General features: G+C 69.5%; 12 protein-coding genes. 6 read left to right on the top strand and 6 right to left on the bottom strand.

Annotated elements, in window-relative coordinates:
* Positions 1 to 40: 40 nt before the first annotated feature.
* Positions 41 to 2,554, bottom strand: a complete 2,514-nt coding sequence (locus tag LIU39_RS02785; protein ID WP_227044130.1) for a DEAD/DEAH box helicase — start codon at positions 2,552 to 2,554, stop codon at positions 41 to 43.
* A gap of 133 nt (positions 2,555 to 2,687) precedes the next feature.
* Between LIU39_RS02785 and LIU39_RS02780 the strand changes: the two genes are divergently transcribed.
* The gene (locus LIU39_RS02780; protein ID WP_227044128.1) at positions 2,688 to 3,479 is read left to right on the top strand and encodes a metal-dependent hydrolase; all 792 of its coding nucleotides are present in this window, start codon (positions 2,688 to 2,690) and stop codon (positions 3,477 to 3,479) included.
* A 428-nt stretch (positions 3,480 to 3,907) separates the two neighbouring features.
* Here the strand turns inward: LIU39_RS02780 and LIU39_RS02775 are convergent, their stop codons facing one another.
* Entirely contained in the window at positions 3,908 to 5,689 is a 1,782-nt protein-coding gene (locus LIU39_RS02775) for an ABC transporter ATP-binding protein (protein WP_227044126.1), read from the bottom strand.
* Positions 5,686 to 7,824: an ABC transporter transmembrane domain-containing protein gene (locus LIU39_RS02770; RefSeq protein WP_227044123.1), complete on the bottom strand. Its 2,139-nt coding sequence runs from the start codon at positions 7,822 to 7,824 to the stop codon at positions 5,686 to 5,688. Before LIU39_RS02770 ends, LIU39_RS02775 begins: the two co-directional genes overlap by 4 nt.
* 747 nt (positions 7,825 to 8,571) lie before the next feature.
* Here LIU39_RS02770 and LIU39_RS02765 point away from each other — a divergent pair.
* Together LIU39_RS02765 and LIU39_RS02760 are read left to right on the top strand one after the other, a co-directional pair.
* Entirely contained in the window at positions 8,572 to 9,330 is a 759-nt protein-coding gene (locus LIU39_RS02765) for a L,D-transpeptidase family protein (RefSeq protein ID WP_227044122.1), read from the top strand.
* A gap of 332 nt (positions 9,331 to 9,662) precedes the next feature.
* Complete coding sequence (locus LIU39_RS02760; protein WP_227044120.1) at positions 9,663 to 11,033, top strand: cation:dicarboxylate symporter family transporter; 1,371 nt, start codon at positions 9,663 to 9,665, stop codon at positions 11,031 to 11,033.
* A 61-nt stretch (positions 11,034 to 11,094) separates the two neighbouring features.
* On the opposite strand, the gene LIU39_RS02755 is transcribed toward LIU39_RS02760, so the two are convergent.
* Complete coding sequence (locus LIU39_RS02755; RefSeq protein WP_227044118.1) at positions 11,095 to 12,594, bottom strand: Gfo/Idh/MocA family protein; 1,500 nt, start codon at positions 12,592 to 12,594, stop codon at positions 11,095 to 11,097.
* Positions 12,595 to 12,954: 360 nt separating this feature from the next.
* On the opposite strand from LIU39_RS02755, the gene LIU39_RS02750 reads away from it, so the two are divergent.
* The 3 genes from LIU39_RS02750 (at position 12,955) to LIU39_RS02740 (ending at position 16,364) form a co-directional block, all read left to right on the top strand.
* A complete protein-coding gene (locus tag LIU39_RS02750; protein WP_227044116.1) occupies positions 12,955 to 14,322 on the top strand; it encodes an alpha-amylase in 1,368 nt (455 codons plus the stop codon).
* A gap of 106 nt (positions 14,323 to 14,428) precedes the next feature.
* Positions 14,429 to 14,602, top strand: a complete 174-nt coding sequence (locus LIU39_RS02745; RefSeq protein WP_372463784.1) for a hypothetical protein — start codon at positions 14,429 to 14,431, stop codon at positions 14,600 to 14,602.
* A 319-nt stretch (positions 14,603 to 14,921) separates the two neighbouring features.
* Positions 14,922 to 16,364 carry a pyridoxal phosphate-dependent aminotransferase gene (locus LIU39_RS02740; protein WP_227044114.1) on the top strand — a complete coding sequence of 481 codons (1,443 nt, stop codon included), beginning with the start codon at positions 14,922 to 14,924 and terminating at the stop codon, positions 16,362 to 16,364.
* 145 nt (positions 16,365 to 16,509) lie between these two features.
* Here LIU39_RS02740 and LIU39_RS02735 read toward each other — a convergent pair whose 3' ends face one another.
* On the bottom strand, positions 16,510 to 17,613 hold the full coding sequence (locus LIU39_RS02735) for an NAD(P)/FAD-dependent oxidoreductase (protein WP_227044112.1): 1,104 nt from the start codon (positions 17,611 to 17,613) through the stop codon (positions 16,510 to 16,512).
* A 54-nt stretch (positions 17,614 to 17,667) separates the two neighbouring features.
* Positions 17,668 to 18,561 carry an RNA polymerase sigma factor SigJ gene (gene sigJ / locus LIU39_RS02730; RefSeq protein ID WP_227044110.1) on the bottom strand — a complete coding sequence of 298 codons (894 nt, stop codon included), beginning with the start codon at positions 18,559 to 18,561 and terminating at the stop codon, positions 17,668 to 17,670.
* Positions 18,562 to 18,591: the final 30 nt, after the last annotated feature.

Here is an 18,591-nt window from a genome sequence, read left to right as displayed (position 1 = left end):
CCCTCCATCGCCTCCGACGCCGGCCTCCGCCGACTCCCGTTCACAGCTGACCCACATCCGTGACCCGCACCACCGCGCGCCCCTCCTCGTCCGATGCGGACAGATCCACCTCCGCGGAGATGCCCCAGTCGTGGTCGCCGTTCGGGTCGGCGAAAGTCTGCCGCACCTTCCACAGCCCGTGCTCGGCGTCCTCCTCGATCTGCAGCAACTTCGGGCCGCGCGCATCCGGACCGGTGCCCAGCTCCTCGTACTCGTCCCAGTAGGCGTCCATCGCATCGCCCCAGGCATCGACGTCCCAGCCGGAGTCGGCGTCCATCTCGCCGAGTTCCTCCACCTTGTCCAGCGCAGCCAGCTCCACCCTGCGGAACATCGCATTGCGGACCAGAACCCGGAACGCCCGCGCATTCGACGTGACCGGCCGGACCTGATCGGCCCGCTCCGCGGCCTGCTCCGCCGTCTCCACCTCCGGATTGGCCAGCTGTTCCCACTCGTCCAGCAGGCTGGAGTCCACCTGGCGCACCATCTCGCCCAGCCAGGCGATGATGTCCTGGAAATCCTCGGACTTCAGATCGTCCGGCACGGTGTGATCCAGCGCCTTGAACGCGCTCGCGAGGTAACGCAGCACGATCCCCTCGGTGCGCGCCAGTTCGTAGAACGACGTGAACTCCGTGAAGGTCATCGCGCGTTCGTACATGTCGCGGATCACCGACTTCGGCGACAGCGGATGGTCACCGACCCACGGGTGGCTCTTGCGGTACAGCCCGTAGGCGTGGAACAGCAACTCCTCCAGCGGCTTGGGGTATTCGACGTCCATGAGGCGTTCCATGCGGTCCTCGTACTCGACCCCATCGGCCTTCATCTGGGCGACCGCTTCGCCGCGCGCCTTGTTCTGCTGCGCCGCCAGGATCTGCCGCGGATCGTCCAGCGTGGACTCCACGACCGAGACCATGTCCAGGGCGTACGACGGCGACTCCGGATCCAGCAGGTCGAACGCCGCGAGCGCGAACGTCGACAACGGCTGGTTCAACGCGAAGTCCTGCTGCAGGTCCACGGTCAGCCGCACGATCCGGCCCTCCGCGTCCGGCTCGTCCAGCTGCTCCACGATGCCGCCGTCCAGCAGCGACCGGTAGATCGCGATGGCCCGCCGAATGTGCTTGAGCTGGTTCCGGCGCGGCTCGTGATTGTCCTCCAGCAGATGACGCATCGCTTTGAAGGCATTGCCCGGCCGGGCGATCACGGACAACAGCATCGTGTGCGTCACCCGGAAGCGCGAGGTCAGCTGCTCGGGATCGGAAGCGATCAGCTTCTCGAAGGTGTTCTCGCCCCAGTTGACGAAGCCCTCCGGCGCCTTCTTCCGCACCACCTTGCGGCGCTTCTTCGGATCGTCGCCGGCCTTCGCCAGCGCCTTCTCGTTCTCGACGACATGATCGGGGGCCTGCGCCACGACAAACCCCGCCGTGTCGAAACCGGCCCGCCCCGCACGCCCTGCGATCTGGTGGAACTCCCGCGCCCGCAGCGTCCGCACCCGGGTGCCGTCGTACTTCGTCAGCGCCGTGAACAGCACCGTACGGATGGGCACGTTGACGCCGACGCCCAGCGTGTCCGTACCGCAGATCACCTTCAGCAGGCCCGCCTGCGCCAGTTTCTCGACCAGCCGACGGTACTTGGGCAGCATGCCGGCGTGATGCACACCGATGCCATGCCGGACGTAACGCGACAGATTCCGACCGAACTTGGTCGTGAACCGGAAATTCCCGATGAGCTGTGCGATCTCATCTTTCTCCGCACGCGTACACATATTGATGCTCATCAACGCCTGCGCCCGCTCGACCGCTGCGGCCTGCGTGAAATGCACGATGTAGACCGGCGACTGATGCGTCTCCAACAGCTCCGTGAGCGTCTCCGTCATCGGCGTCGCACGGTACTCGTACGACAGCGGAACCGGCCGCGTGGCCGACCGCACGACCGACGTGGGCTTCCCGGTACGCCGGGTCAGATCCTCTTCGAACCGCGACATGTCGCCGAGCGTCGCCGACATCAGGATGAACTGTGCCTGCGGCAGTTCCAGCAGCGGAATCTGCCACGCCCAGCCGCGGTCCTGCTCCGCGTAGAAATGGAACTCGTCCATCACGACCTGGCCGATGTCGGCGTCCTTGCCGTCCCGCAGCGCGATCGAGGCCAGCACCTCAGCTGTGCAGCAGATCACCGGAGCGTCCGCGTTGACGGAGGCGTCACCGGTCAGCATGCCGACGTTCTCGGTGCCGAACAGCTTGCACAGGTCGAAGAACTTCTCCGACACCAGCGCCTTGATCGGCGCCGTGTAGAAGGTGACCTGGTCATGGGCGAGCGCGGTGAAATGGGCACCCGCCGCCACCAGGCTCTTGCCGGAGCCTGTGGGCGTGGACAGGATGAGATTCGCCCCGGAGACCACCTCGATCAGCGCCTCCTCCTGGGCAGGGTAGAGCGTGATGCCCTGCTGCTCGGCCCAGGTCGAAAAAGCTTCGAAGAGGGCATCGGGGCCGGCGTCTTTCGGCAAATGATCGATAAGGGTCACGCCCCCATACTGCCTGCCTTCGGCCCGTATCCGGGAACCGGCCGCTCATATGGAGATCATCTGACGTTACGCTGTGTCGCCGACCAGGCGTCAGAAACACGAGATCCAAGAAATCAAGGGGTGGGGAACGACCATGATGGGACCGGCGCACTCGCTGTCCGGGGCCGCGGCCTGGCTGGGGGTGGGAGCGGCGGCCGCGACCGCCGGGCATCCGATGCCCTGGCCCGTGCTCGTCTGCGGCGCTCTGATCTGCGCCGGGGCGGCGCTCGCCCCCGACCTCGACCACAAGTCAGCCACCATCTCGCGAGCCTTCGGACCGCTCTCACGGATGCTCTGCGACGTCGTCGACACTCTCTCGCACGCCGTGTACAAGGCCACCAAGATGCGCGGCGACTCACACCGCGCCGGAGGGCACCGCACGCTGACCCACACCTGGCTGTGGGCGGTCCTGGTCGGTGGCGGAATGTCCGTTCTCGCCACCCAGGGCGGCCGCTGGGCGGTCCTCGGCATCCTTTTCGTCCACATGGTGCTCGCCATCGAAGGTCTGCTGTGGCGCGCGGCACGTGTCTCCAGCGATGTCCTGGTGTGGCTGCTGGGCGCGGCCACGGCCTGGATCCTGGCCGGCATCCTCGACCAGCCGGGCAACGGCGCGGGCTGGCTGTTCACCGAACCGGGCCAGGAGTACCTCTGGCTGGGCCTGCCGATCGTCCTGGGCGCGCTGGTCCACGACATCGGCGACGCCCTGACCGTCTCGGGCTGCCCCGTGCTGTGGCCCATCCCGATAGGCCGCAAGCGCTGGTACCCGGTGGGTCCGCCGCACGCCATGCGCTTCCGGGCCGGCAGCTGGATCGAGCTGAAGGTCCTGATGCCCGCCTTCATGCTGCTCGGCGGCATAGGAGCCCTGGGAGCCCTCGGCTATCTCTGACCGCTCCGCACCGTCCGACGGGCCGCGCGGCCGTCCTGGGACGGCTCCGGTTCGCCGTGCCCTGCCCGACATCCGCTCCAGGCCGGGACGGGGGCGGTCTGCGATGGCTCAGCCGGGGCGGCCGGCGGATGCGTCCGCGCGACGGCCGGAGCGTGCTTGCGCGAGAAGTCCGGCGGGTGCGTAACGGCGCCGGCCGGGGTGCGCCACCCCGAGGCACTCGGGAGCAGGGAGGCCCGCACAGCCGCCTCGGCCCGTCCGGTGCGGCGGAGACGGTGCTCCGGGAAGTCTCCCGGCGACGGGGAGTCCGTAAGGCCGAAGCCCGTACCCGCCCGATGGCCGGAGGACCGCCGACCGGCGCGCGCCGGAAGCACCACGGCGCCACGGTCCCGAGCCGGAGGGCGGCTCGGGACCGGAGCGGTCCGTCGCCGTCAGCTGTGCCAGGAGCGCCAGAGGGCCGCGTAGGCGCCGTCCGCGGACACCAGTTCCTGATGGCTGCCCAGTTCGCTGATCCGTCCCTGCTCGACGACGGCGATCACATCCGCGTCGTGTGCGGTGTGCAGGCGATGGGCGATGGCCACGACCGTCCGCCCGTCCAGGACCTTGGCCAGGGACCGTTCAAGATGCCGGGCCGCCCGCGGATCCAGCAAGGAGGTCGCCTCGTCCAGCACCAGCGTGTGCGGATCGGCCAGCACGAGGCGGGCCAGCGCGACCTGCTGAGCCTGGGCCGGGGTCAGCGCGTGGCCGCCCGAACCGACCTCGGTGTCCAGTCCCTTGTCGAGCGCCTTGGCCCAAGCGTCGGCGTCCACCGCAGCGAGCGCTGCCCACAGTTCGCCCTCGGTCGCCCGTGTGCGGGCCAGCAGCAGATTGTCACGGAGCGATCCCACGAACACGTGATGCTCCTGATTGACCAACGCCACATGCTCACGGACCCGTTCCGCCGGCATCTCGGAGAGCGCGGCGCCGCCCAGGGTGACCGTGCCGGCGCGTGGCCCGTAGATTCCCGCCAGCAGCCGCCCCAGCGTCGACTTCCCCGCGCCGGACGGCCCTACCAGCGCCAGCCTGGTCCCGGGGCGGACCCGCAGCGACACCTCGTGCAGCACGTCCACTCCCGCCCGATAGCCGAAGTGCACCTCGTCTGCGTGCACGTCCCGGCCGTCGGGGGCCGTCGTCCCGTCGGCAGCCTCCGGTTCGATTTCCCGTACACCGACGAGCCGGGCGATGGATACCTGCGCCACCTGCAACTCGTCGTACCAGCGCAGGATGATGGCGACGGGCTCGGCCATCATCTGGGCGAGCAGCGCACCTGTCGTCAGCTGGCCGGGGGTGATCCAGCCCTGCAGAACGAACACCCCGCCGAGCATCAGCACCGACCCGTGGAGCAGTACGTGCGTCACGTTGATGACGGGAAACAGCACCGAGCGGAGGAACAGCGTGTACCGCTCCCACTGTGTCCACTCGCGTACTCGGCGTTCGGAGAGCGCCACCCGCCGGGCGCCCAGCCGATGCGCCTCGATGGTGCGCCCGGCGTCCACGGTCTCGGTGAGTGCGGCGGAGACCGCGGCATAGCCGGCGGCTTCGGAACGGTAGGCGCTCGGGGCGCGTTTGAAGTACCAGCGGCAGCCGACGATGAGCAGAGGGAGGGCGACAAGGACGGAAAGGGCGAGCGGTGGCGCGGTCAGGGTGAGCCCACCGAGCAGAAGGATGATCCACACCACTCCGATCGCCAGCTCCGGCACGGCCTCGCGCATCGCGTTGGCGAGCCGGTCGATGTCGGTGGTGATCCGCGACAACAGGTCGCCGGTGCCGGCGCGTTCGAGGACGCTCGGTGGGAGCGCCACCGACCGTACGAGGAAGTCCTCGCGCAGGTCTGCCAGCATCCGTTCGCCGAGCATCGCCCCGCGCAGGCGCACGAGGCGGACGAAGACGGTCTGCAGGGTCAGTGCGACGGCGAACACCGTGATGGTCGGGGCGAGTTCGAGCTGCCGTGCTCCGGTGGACAGGTCCTCGACCAGCCCGCCGAGCAGATACGGGCCGACCATGGATGCCGCCACGGCTGCCGCGTTCACGCTGATCAGCACGGTGAAGGCGCGGCGATGGCGGCGGATGAGGCCGCCCACGTAGGCCCGTACGGTCGCGGGGGAGCCGACGGGCAGGGTCGTGGCGGTCTGCGGGGCATCCGGATCGTGCTCCGGCGGCGCCAGGCCGATCATGCGGTCTCCTCGGTGTGGGTGGCCCCAGCCTCATCGGCCGGCTCGGTGGGGGCGGTGGGTCCGGCAGGGTGGCGGGGGTTGGCCTCGCGTGTGACGACGGCGCGGTAGGCGGGAGTGGTGTGCAGCAATTCGCGGTGGGTGGCCTCGGCCAGGACCTTGCCCTCATGGAGGAAGACCACGTGGTCCGCCCTGTCCAGGAGGAGGGGGCTGGAGGTGAGGATGATCGTCGTGCGCCCGGTTCGGATGTCGCGGAGGCCGTCGGCGATGCGGGCCTCGGTATGTGAGTCGACGGCGCTGGTCGGTTCGTCGAGCACCAGCACCTCGGGGTCGGTGACCAGGGACCTGGCCAGGGCCAGCCGCTGGCGCTGGCCACCCGAGAGCGACCGGCCGCGTTCCGTGATGCGGGTGAGCATCGGGTCGCCGGAGTCGTCGACGGATGCCTGGGCCAACGCCGTCAGGACATCGCCGCATTGCGCGGCCGACAGTGCTTCGTCGGTGCCGATGTTTCCCGACGAGGGCACGTCGAGAAGTTCGCCGAGGGTGCCGGAGAGGAGCGTGGGGTCCTTGTCCTGGACGAGGGCGGCGGCGCGGGCGGCGGAGCGCGGTACGTCGTCGAGTGCGGTGCCTCCGAGGAGTACGGAGGTGGATGTTCGGTAGGTGGGGGTGGGGAGGGTCTTTGTGACGGTGGTGGCAGGTGTAACGGTGGTGACCTGCCCGGTAGTTGTACCGGGACCGGGACCGGGACCGGGACCGGTTTCGGCTGTGCCTGGGCCCGCGTCCTTCGCTACGACTGCGGCCATGTGAAGGTCGGCGTCGACAGCGACAGCGATATCGGCCTCGACGCCAGAACCGGAGCCAACGTCAGTGCCAGAACCGGAGCCAACGCCAGTGCCCAGGATCTCGGACTCGGGCCTTTTCGGAGGTCCGTTGTCAACACCATCGGTGTCGGTGGCGTGTTGGTCCTCGGCGTCGGGGTTGGGGTCCGGTGGGTGCCCGCCCAGGCGGTCGGCGAGGTGGCCTGCGGCGTCGGGGTCGCCGCAGACGATTGCGGTGAGCCGGCCTGATGCGGCCGTGAGGCCGGTGACCGGGTCGTGGAGGTCTCCGGTCAGCCGCCCGTGCTCGGTGGTCCGGCCGCCGGCCGGGCGAGTCAGGGCCAGTACCCGGGCGGCGCGGTTCGCTGACGGGCGGGAGAAGGAGTACGCCATGGCGATCTCCTCGAAGTGCCGGAGCGGGAAGAGCAGGAAGGTGACCGCGCTGTAGATCGTGACGAGCTCGCCGACCGCGATGCGGCCGTCCAGCGCCAGCCGGGCTCCGTACCAGACCACCGCGATCAGCAACAGCCCTGGCAGGACTACCTGGACGGCCGAGATCAGGGACCACATCCGGGCGCTGTGGACGGCGGCCTTGCGGACTTCCTGGGAGGCGCTGCGGTAGCGGCCGAGGAACAGCTCTTCGCCGCCGATGCCGCGCAGTACGCGCAGTCCGGCGACGGTGTCGGAGGCCAGTTCGGTCGCCCGGCCGGCCATTTCGCGCTGGGCGTCGGCGCGACGGGTGGCGTGCGGCAGCAGCGGGAGCACGGCGAGTGCCAGAACCGGCGTGCCGATCGCCACCACGATCCCGAGGGCCGGCTGGTAGAGCACCAGCCAGACGCAGACGCCGACCGACGTCACGGCGGCCGCGCCGAAGCGGGAGATCGCCTCGACGAACCATCCAATTTTCTCCAGGTCGCCGGTGCTGACGGCCACGATTTCTCCGGCGGCCACCCGCCTGGTCATGGCGGAACCCAGTTCGGTCGTCTTGCGGGCGAGCAGTTGCTGTATGCGGGCGACGGAGATGATCCAGTTGCTCACGGAAGAGCGGTGCAGCATGGTGTCGCCGAGTGCGACCAGTGCGCCGAGGAGGGCGAGGATGCCGCCTGCCAGGGCCAGTTGGCCACCGGAGCGGTCCACGACGGCTTGCACGGCGAGGCCGACCGGCAGCGGAAAGGCGGCCAGGGCGCCGGTGTGCACCAGGCCCCAGAGGAGGGCCTTGATTTGCCCGCCGAGCTGTTTTCTGTAAAGCCAGAGGAGGAATCTGCCGCCGGTTCGTACGTCGGGGTCGCCGGGGTCGGTGAACGGAAGATCGCGAATCTGCATGATGTCCAGGGGCGTGGTTGTGGTGGGTGGGGATGGGGAGATGGGGTGGTGGGAGGGGCGGGAGCGGTCACGCTTTGGGTAGTGGCTGGGGTGCCCGGCCGGGAGGTCACTGGCGGCCGACGTGGAGCCGCGCGCCTTTGCTCCGGCTCATGTCCCTCCCTGCATCCAGGCAGGGACGCCAGCGGGCCTGCCTACGCCCAGGCCCGGACGCAATCGGGATCGCATATGTCCAGGCCCGCTCACATCGGTTCGCCGCTCGTATCCGTGTCCCTCGTGCCTGGCGCTGCTCGTGTCCGTTCTCGTGTTCGTGCCGGCTGATGCGTCTGTCCACGGTCGGTCGGGGCGTCGGGCCTTCGTTTCCGCAGTACCAACCCGTCCGTCAGCCCTCGGTTGTGGGACGAGCGCTCGCCCCTGTCACGCGTCGCATCCACATGTGAACCGGCCCCCTGGCCGTGACCGTCTCCGTGGCGCCGTGTCCATAGTTCTGTTGCCGTTGCCGTTGCCGTTGTGCGGTGGTGTTGTCAGGTGTTTGGCGGCTCTGAGGTGTGGTGGTCCGGCCGGGAAGTCGTTGCGGCAGTCCTGGGTGCGGGACGGTGGTGGGGGCCGTGGGGATGAGTCATGGAAGGCTGGCGCGTCGGGCGGTCGATTTCAAACGGTTTTTCCGGGCGCCGGGCAGATCGGGCCAGTCGCGCGCGGTGGCGACGTAACAGGCGGTCGCCGAAGGGGCGTCGGGTCCGCGGTGGGACGATGGGGTCCATGCGAACAGCGGGCAGTGCGATACGGACCGCGGCCGTGGCCGCGGCGGGGCTGGTTCTTCTGGCGGGCTGTGGGGGCGGCGCGAGCGGCGGCGAGGGCGGGAGGGGCGACGGAGCGGGGCAGGGGAAGGGTTCCGGCGGACCGGCGCACGACTCCGCCACCACGCATCTGCGGGACGTCCCCGGCGTCGGCGCGACGCTGCGCGACCGCATTCCGTCCGGCTCGCGCCAGGTGGTGGCCGTCTACGGGAAGAACGCGGACTCGGCGAGTTCCACCGTCGTGTTTTACGAGAAGGGTGCCAAGGGGTGGGACAAGAAAGGGAGTTGGCCTGCGCACAACGGTCGGCACGGCTGGACTCTGGACCACCACGAAGGCGACAAGCGCAGCCCGGTCGGCGTTTTCACGCTGACCGACGCGGGCGGCGTGCTCGCCGATCCGGGCGCCAAGCTGCCCTATACCCACTCGGCGGCGTTCACCCCGCCGACGTACTGGTCGAAGAACACCCGGCACGACTTCGACTACGTCGTCGCCGTGAACTACAACCGCGCCAAGGGCACTTCTCCGCTGGACCCGGCACGCCCGGAAGGGGAGGCGAAGGGGGGCGGCATCTGGTTGCACATGGACCACGGGAGCGGTACGTCCGGTTGCGTCAGTATCTCCAAGTCGGGGATGGCGGCGCTGTTGCGGTCGCTCGATCCGGCGCAGCACCCGGTGGTGGTCATGGGGGATTGGCCGCACTTGTCGAAGTGAGGGCGAACGGGAGCAATCGGGAGTAAGTGCGGGCGAGCGCGACCCCTCGGACGGGCCGCCGGCCACCAACCCGCCGCCGCCCCGCTTCCGATCGTCGGCCTGCCCTGGTCGCCGGCCCGCTCTGCCCCCCCAGCCACCGCTCAGGCCCAATAACCCCTACATCACCCCCGCATCACCCCCTTACCCCCCAAAACAACCAAGCGATTGGATCAAGCTCCAAGATTTACCGGGAAGTTGTACCGACCTCTTTCATGGCGAACGCGCAGCGGCGATAGTGACGGATCGCGGAAGTCCGATTCCGTATAACAGAATTCGCCCATGTAGGAGTGCCCGTGCCGCACGCCACCGGAACCCTCGCCCGCCGCGCAGGGCGTTTCCTGCGTACCGGTCTGTTCGCTCAAGTCCTGCTCGCGCTGCTTCTCGGCGTTCTCGTCGGGCGCCTGTGGCCGCAGGTGGGATCGTCACTGCAACCGCTCGGGGACGCGTTCGTGCGCCTCATCAAGGCGATGATCGCCCCGCTGGTCTTCTGTGTCGTCGTCGCCGGCATCACCAAGGCCGGTGACCTCAAGGCGTTCGGGCGTATCGGGGTCAAGGCCCTGATCTGGTTCGAGGTTGCGACGAGTGTTGCGCTCGTCATCGGGCTGCTGGCCGGCAATGTCCTCGCCCCCGGCGCCGGGATGCACGTGGATCCGGCCACGCTCGACAAGGGGGCGGTGGACGCCGAGACGGGAGGCGGGAAACTGCCCTCCACCGCCCAGTTCGTCCTGGAATCCCTGCCGAACAGTGCGGTGGGCGCGTTCGCCGAGAACTCGCTGCTCCAGGTCCTGGTGCTGGCCTGCCTGGTGGGCGCGGCGCTGCTGCACCTCGGGCAGAGGAAGGTGCCGCAGATCCTGCCGTTCATCGAGCAGGCCCAGGACGTCGTGTTCACCATCGTCGGCTACATCATGAAGCTCGCACCGCTCGCGGTCTTCGGTGCCACCGCTCACCTCGTCGGTGAATACGGTGTGGGCGCGATGTCGACGTACGGCAAGCTGATCGCGGTCTGTTACGGGGTGGCGCTGGCCTTCCTGGTGCTGTTGGGGTGCGCGCTCAAGGCGGTCACGGGGCTGAGCCTGTGGAAATTCGTCCGTTACACCCGCGAGGAACTGCTGCTCGCCCTGGGGACCGGCTCCAGCGAGACGGTGATGCCGCGGATGATGCAGAAGCTGCGGGCGGCCGGCTGCCGGGACGACGCGGTGGGGCTCGTGCTGCCGACGGGCTACTCGTTCAACCTGGACGGCGCCTCGATCTACCTCTCGATCGGCACCCTCTTCATCGCGCAGGCCATCGGCGTCGACCTCTCCATCGGCCAGCAGATCACCGTCGTTCTGGTGCTGATGCTCACCAGCAAGGGCATGGCGGGCGTGCCGGGTTCGGCGTTCCTCGCGCTGTCCGCCACCGCGTCCGCGCTCGGCGTCATTCCGGCCTCCGCGGTGGCCCTGCTGGTCGGCGTCGACCGGATCATGGACTCGATGCGGGTGGCGACCAATCTCCTCGGCAACTGCGTCGCGGTCTTCGTCGTCTCCCGGTGGGAGGGCGCGCTGGACCGGGTCACGGCGAGGAAGGTCATGAACGGCGAACTTCCGGCCGCCTCCCCGGACTCGGCCGCCGCACCGGACGGCCGTACGCCCGCGCGGCCCGTGACGCCCCCGGCCGGTCAGTGACGCCTCCGGGGCCCGGCCGCCGCGCCGGGCCCCGGAAGGGCGCTCCCGCCCCTGCGCCCGCCTACTCCTCCGGCTTGGCCGAATCCATCCCCGTCCGGGCGTGCTTCCACTGGCCGCGGGTGAAGTCGGGGAACTCCTGGGGCTCGCCCTTCGCCTTGAGCGAGGCGTCGCTCAGCGGGACCGGGGCGGTCCAGGTGGCCGCGTCGTAGACGTCGAAGTCCGGTACGAGGCCGAGCCGCATGCACTGCATCAGCCGGAAGACCATCATGTAGTCCATGCCGCCGTGGCCGCCCGGAGGGTTGGCGTGCTCCTTCCAGAGCCAGTGATCCCAGTCCGCGTACCGGGCGAAGTCGCCCCATTCGTCGTTGCTTTGGTCGGGCTCCAGGTAGATCCGTTCCGGGTAGTCCTCGAAGACGCCCTTGGTGCCGCCGAGACTGTTGATCCGGCTGTAGGGATGCGGCGTCGAGACGTCGTGCTCCAGTCGGATCACCCGGCCCTTGGCGGTCTGCACGAGGCTGATCGTCCGGTCGCTCTCGATGTACGACTCCTTCCAGCTCGGGTCGCCGGGAGGCATGTGCGCCTTGCGGTACGCGGCGAGGCCCAGTGCCGGTGTGCCGAAGCTGGAGATCCGTACGGCGCGGTCGCCGCGGTTGACGTCCATGTAGTTGGCCACCGGGCCGAAACCGTGGTTGGAGTAGAGGTCGCCGCGCAGCCTGGTGTGCCACAGGCGGCGCCACGGGCCCTCGTAGTACTCCGGGTCGAACATGAGGCCGCGCAGGTCGTGGTTGTACGCGCCGGCGCCGTGCAGCAGGTCGCCGAACAGTCCCGCGTGCGCCATGCGCAGGACCCGCAGTTCGTTTCTGCCGTAACAGCAGTTCTCCAGCTGGAGGCAGTGTCTGCGGGTGCGTTCGGAGAGGTCCACCAGCTCCCAGAGCTGGTCGAGCCGGAGCGCCAGGGGGCATTCGACGCCGACGTGCTTGCCGTGCAGCATCGCCGTTCTGGCCATCTCGAAGTGCAGGTCCCAGGGTGTCGCGGCGTAGACGAAGTCGAGGTCGCCGCGTCGGCACAGGTTCTCGAAGTCGTGCTCGCCGTGGGTGTAGACGGCGGGCGCGGGCTGTCCGGCGTCGGTGACCTTCTTGGCAGCCTTGGCGGTCTTTTCCTTCACCGGGTCGCACAGTGCGACGACGCGGACGCCGGGGACGGCGAGGAAGAGGTCGATCATGGTGCCGCCGCGGTTGCCGAGGCCGATGATCCCCACGCGTACGGTACGGCGCCCTTCGAACGGTACGCCGATCATGGTCCGGCCCCGGGCCTCGGGGGCGGCCGCGCCCAAGGCCCCGGGACCGGACTTCGCCGCGTCCGCCGGTGCGGCGGTCCGGTCCGTGGCTGCCGCACTGCCTGCCGTGAGCCCGCCGAGCCCCAGTCCGGCGCCGGCCGCACCAGCGGTCCACAGGACCGAACGGCGGCTGGGGCGTGGTTTGTCGGGGTGCGGCTCGCCGGGGCGGGCCGCCTGCTCGTTTTCGTGGTGCTGCGGGTGGTTCTGCGAATGGGCCTCGTTCATCGGTCCTCCAGGGGAGCGGATGGCGCGGTGCATACGTGAACCTCGGTCAGGACCCTGGCGGTTGGGTGGCGCGACACACAAGAGGGCCGGTTGGATTCCTCGTTCGGCCCCTTGGACTCTTGTACGTCGTGGTCCGGCGTAGTGTTTTTCGCGGTCCGGCGCCGAGCGGGATGGCGTGGGCGAGGCGCGACGCGGTGTCCGCAACTTCTTTCGCAAGGAGTGGGAAATGGTGAGGGGAAACCTTGACGTGTTCACGCAGAAACCGGCAGGCTCCGGTCCGGACCCCCCCACGGCGGCCCGGCGCCTGGCTGCTTTCCGTGGGCGCGGTGCGCCGCGCCCGACTGTCGAAGGAGCCGCAAGATGCAGCACCGTTCCCGTGTGCTGGCCGGGATACTGGCCGCGGCCGGCCTCGCCTCGTTCGCGCCCTGGACCTCGCAGGCGACCCCGCCGGGCGAGAAGACCGTCACCGCCACCCTGTTCGAGCGGAACTTCAAGGACGTCGCCACGTCCTGCACCGAAGAACTCGGCCCGGCCGGTTACGGCTACGTCGAGGTGTCACCCGCGTCCGAGCACATCCAGGGCGGCCAGTGGTGGACCTCCTATCAGCCCGTCAGTTACCGGATCGCCGGTCGCCTCGGCAGTCGCGACGACTTCGCGGCGATGACGAGGGCGTGCCACGACGCAGGCGTCAAGGTCATCGCGGATGCGGTCATCAACCACATGTCGTCCGGCTCGGGCACCGGCACCGGCGGCACCCAGTACACCAAGTACAGCTATCCCGGCGTCTACCAGGACCAGGACTTCCACGGCTGCCGCAAGGACATCTCCAACTACGGTGACCGCAACGACGTCCAGACCTGCGAACTGGTCGGCCTGGCCGACCTCGACACCGGCAGCGACGCGGTACGTACCACCATCGCCAAGTACCTCGACGATCTGCGCTCGCTGGGAGCGGACGGCTTCCGGATCGACGCGGCCAAGCACATCTCGGCCGACGACCTCGCCGCGATCAAGGGCAAGATGGCCCAGGAGCCCGGCTACTGGGTGCAGGAGGTCATCTACGGCGGCGGCGAGGCGGTCCAGCCCGACGAGTACACCGGCATCGGCGACGTCGACGAATTCCGGTACGGCAGCCACCTCAAGAACGCCTTCCAGGGCGGTGACATCGCCCAGCTGAAGTCGGTCGCCGACGGCAAGCTCGACAGCGGCTCGGCCCGTACGTTCGTCGACAACTGGGACACCGAGCGCAACGGTTCGACGCTGACCTACAAGGACGGCGCGGCCTACACGCTCGCCAACGTCTTCATGCTGGCCTCGCCCTACGGCTCGCCCAACGTCCACTCCGGCTATGAGTGGTCCGACAAGGACGCGGGCCCGCCCAGTGGTTTGGGTGGCTGGACCGGCGAGCACGCCAAGCAGGAGATCACCGGGATGGTCGGATTCCGCAACGCGGTGGGCTCGGCCGGGCTGACCGACTGGTGGGACAACGGCGGCAGCGCCCTCGCCTTCGGCCGCGGCACGTCCGGCTTCGTCGCCCTCAACAACGGGGACGGTGACCTCACGCAGACCTTCACCACCTCCCTGCCGGGCGGCACCTACTGCAACGTCGTCAAGGCCGCGCCGGACCACTGCGACGGCAACACCGTCACCGTCGGCGACGACGGCACGGTACAGCTGACCGTGCCGGCCAGGAGCGCGGTGGCCCTGCACGTGGGCGCCAGGAGCTGAGCCCGGCGGCTGTTGCCAGGCGATCGAAACGCCAACTTCTCCTGCATCAAGGGAAGTTGCGGAGAGGGGCATCACGGGAATCGGCGGATGCTTCGTTCTGCTCGCGGTGGGCGCCATCCTCACGTTCGCGGTGGACCGGCACATGGCCGGAGCCGCCCTCGATCTCGGCGGGCTCATTCTCGTGATCGTCGGCATCATCGGGAGCGCGGCACACATGAGCGTCCTCAACCGGCGCCGCACCCAGCCGCCCCCGGCAGGTGGCCCGAGGGTCCGTCGCTGACATCCGGCACATGCTGGGGCAGGCCGATGCCGGCCACCGGCCCGAACGGGCGGCGTACGGGGGCGGCCGTGTCCGCCCTGGCCTCTGCACTCAACACCTGCACCGACAGCGGCTTCGGCCGCGGTGTTTCCTCGTCGGCTGCGGGCCGGCGAGGAGCGTCCCGCAGCGCTACCCGCATGGCCCCCTCCTGGGGCAGATGGCTGCCGAATGCTGGCAGCCATCCCGGGCGCGTGGTCCGCTGGCCATGCGTGTGCGGACCGTCGGGAGGTTCGCTGCACGTCCCATCGGACCCGCTACCGGGACAAGGAACATCAGCACCATGACGACCAATGCTGTCTCCACCAGCCGGCACTCCAGCACGCCGCCCGAGGAAGCCACCGCCCTCCTGGCGCGCATGCCCGACCTGGAGCAGGCGCTCGCCTTCTACCACCGCCACCTGGCGCCCGACACCGCGGTCGACCTGTCCGTGGCGGAGAACGTCCTCGTCTACGACGATTCGATGCAGAAGATGGTGTTCGCCAACACGAACCTGCTGCCCGAGAAATACATCCACTACATCTCCCCGTACGGCACCCCGGAACTGCGCCAGCAGGTGGCCGATCTGTTGACGGAGGCATTCGGCCCCCGCGTGCCGGCGGAGAACGTCTTCGGTACGGCGGGCGTCGCCTCCGCGCTGGAGTGCCTGGCGTTCGCGCTCAAGGACAGCGAGCCCGGTGGCCCGCCGCCGCTGGTGGACGGCGACGCGGTGCTGATTCCGGCGCCGTACTGGCAGGGCTTCAACTGGTCGTTCGAGCAACGGCCCAAGCTGACCTGCGTGCCGGTGAACCTCCCCACCGACGGCCCCCATGCCTTCCAGCTCACGCTCGAACTCGTCAGGAATCAGTACGAGGAGCACAAGAAGCAGACCGGCAGGGCGCCCAGACTCCTCGTCCTCACCAACCCGCACAACCCGCTGGGCGTCAACTACTCCAAGAAGCTGTTGGAGGACATCTACGCCTGGGCGCTCGGCGACCCCGACCTGCACATCATCTCCGACGAGATCTACTGCCACTCCCAACTCAACAGCAGCACCACGCCGTTCACCAGCGCCGTCGCCCTGGACGCCTACGCCGAGCACCCCGACCGCATCCACGTCGTCTGGGGCTTCGCCAAGGACTTCGGGCTCTCCGGCTTCCGCACCGGATTCGTCATCTCCCGGAACACCGTGGTCCAGCGCGCCATGCTGGGCAGCAAGGACCCCGGGGCGGAGAAGCGGCACCCGATGTCCTGGTTCACGCCCTTCGACTCGCTCAAGCACTACGTCGTCGGCGCCGTCCTCTCCGCCTCCGTCAACGGCCCCGGATCCGAGCTGTACACGACCTACGCCATGCGGACCTACCGCGACCTCCTCAGCACCAGCTACGACAAGGTCAAGGCCCGCCTGAAGCACAACAGCATCAAGTACATCCACAAGGACAGCGACAACACGGCCCAGTTCTTCTGGCTCGACCTCAGGGACTACCTCGACCTGTGTGTGCCGCCCGACCAGGACAACGCCACGCCCTTCCCCCTCACGGACCCCGACCTGGACCCGAGAGAGCAGTGCCTCTTCGACTACCTCCGCGCGGCACCCACCGAGGTCTCGCTGCTTCCCGGCGGCGTGATGCACAGCCCCGCGCCCGGCTTCTTCCGCCTGTGCTACACCGCCCGTCAGCCCGGGGAGGTCTGCGAGGCCATCGACAAGGTGGGCAAGGCACTGGCACTGCTCAAGTCCCAGGCATAGCCAAGCGGAGTGAAACCGCCGTCCCCGCGTGTGGACGTGGTGGCGCACGCGGGGACGGCGGTCTCCGAGCACTCGGTGCACCACGCCGCCGTTCAAGAGCTGGACCGCTCGTCACCTGGCGGGCAGGGGACGACCGGCCGTCCCCTCAGCGGCGCAGGGCCAGCACCGTGCTCCTTGTGACGGCCTCCTTGAAGCGGGCCGAGGCGCGGCCGGTGAGGATTGCGGCGACCGGGCTGTCGTCGGCGCGGGTGAACTGGGTGAGGCCGTCGTGCCGGCCGAGGCTGATGTTCTGCCAGACATAGCGCAGGCGCAGTGGCTTCGGGGTGCGGCCGGTGAGCGAGGCGGCGACGCTGCCGGCGACATGCGCGCCCATCGGCAGCCCGGTCTGGCACGACATGCGGGATGCGGCGCCATCAGGCCCGGACGAGGCCGCCGCGTCGCCCGCCGCGAAGACCTCCGGATGAGAGGCCGAGCGCAGTGTCGGGTCGACCGTGAGCAGGCCGTGGGCATCGACCGCGAAACCGGCCTCGCGTGCCAGGTCGGGTACGCGGAATCCGGCCGTCCAGACGACGGAGTCGGCCGGGATCTCGCTGCCGTCGGCGAGGACCAGGCCATGTGCGGCGACTTCGGCGACATTGGCGTGCTCGCGCAGCGCGACGCCGTGCCGGCCCAGGGCGGCGCGGAGGTAGCGTCGGCCGCGCTCCGAGAGCCCGGCACCGAGCTCCCCGCCGGTGACCAGCTGCACCGTGAGCCCCGGGTAGGTCTCGGCCGGCTCGGTGGCCGTCTCGATGCCGGTCAGGCCCGCCCCGGCCACGGCCAGCGAACCCTGGGCCTCCGCCGCACGCTCACGCAGGCGAACCGCGTCCTGATGGGTGGCCACCGCGGATGCGTGCGCGGTGACTCCCGGGACGGCGACGGTGTCGGCCGCGCTGCCCAGGGCGTAGACGAGGGTGTCGTATGGGATGTCGTGAGGAGCGGAGTCGACCTGGACGGTACGGGCGGCGGCGTCGACGGCAGTCACCCGGGCGACGACCAGTTCGATGCCCGTGCCGGCGAGGAGCTTGCTCAGGGGCAGGTCCTTCAGCGGCCGGCCGGCGGCGAGTTGGTGCAGCCGTACCCGCTCGACGAAATGGCCGACGGCGTTGACCAGCGTGATGCGCACGTCGCTGCGGCGCAGCTTGCGGGCCGCGCCCTTTGCGGCCATCAGCCCGGCGTATCCGGCTCCCAGAACCACGATGTGATGTGTCATGCCTCCTGAACCGGCAGGCGGGGGGATCCGGGACAGCTCGGAGCATGAAGTGGATCACATGAGCTGGGTGGCGGCGAAGGCGAGCTTGCCGGGAGCGAAGACCATCCGCACTCCGCCGACCCGGTCCTCGCGGACCTCCGGAACGACAAGGGCGAACAGCGCCTCACCCGCGAAGAGGGCAACCGCCGGCTCGCCGTTCGCCTCGGCGTACTCGACCCTGACCTGTGCCGCCTCGGGCCGGGCCCCCAGGCCCAGCAGATAGCGGAGCACCTTCTCGCGTCCGGTGATCGGCCGGAGCGCCGCGGACACCTGGCCGCCGCCGTCGGCCCAGGCGACCACGTCGTCGGCGAGCAGCCGCTCAAGACCGGCCACATCGCCTTCGACGGCGGCGGCGAGGAAGCGCTCGACGATCTTCCTGCGCTGTTCGTCGTCGACGTCGAAGTGCCGTCGTGGCCGGCCGAGCCGCTCGCGGGCGCGGCGGTGCAACTGCCGCGAGTGAGCCTCCTCGATACCGACGGCTCCGGCGACTTCCCGGTGGCTGTGCCCGAACGCCTCACGCAGTATGAACACCGCGCGTTCGGCCGCGGTGAGCCGCTCCATCAGGGTGAGCAGCGCGAACGACACGGACTCGCGCTGCTCGGCGGTCTCCAGCGGGCCGAGCGGGTCAGCGGCGCGCGTGTGCGTGAAGACCGGCTCGGGGAGCCACGGCCCGACGTACAGCTCCCGTTGCGCGCGGGCGGAGGTGAGCTGGTTGATGCAGAGGTTCGTCATGACCTTGGTCAGCCAGGCGGCCGGTGTACGGACAGCGGAGGGCTCCGCCCTGCTCCAGCGCAGGTAGGTTTCCTGCACGACGTCCTCGGCCTCGCTCGCCGAACCGAGCATCCGGTACGCGAGCGAGAAGAGCCGAGTCCGGTGCGATGCGAACTCTGCGGCAGCCTCCGTGGTCACGGGGGCAGCATGGCAGGCGGGCCGGCGCGC

Origin of the sequence: Streptomyces pinistramenti (assembly GCF_020564935.1) — a bacterium.
GTDB lineage: Bacteria > Actinomycetota > Actinomycetes > Streptomycetales > Streptomycetaceae > Streptomyces > Streptomyces pinistramenti.
Note: the sequence above shows the minus strand (reverse complement) of the source record. Positions and strands in the feature narration are given on the sequence as shown.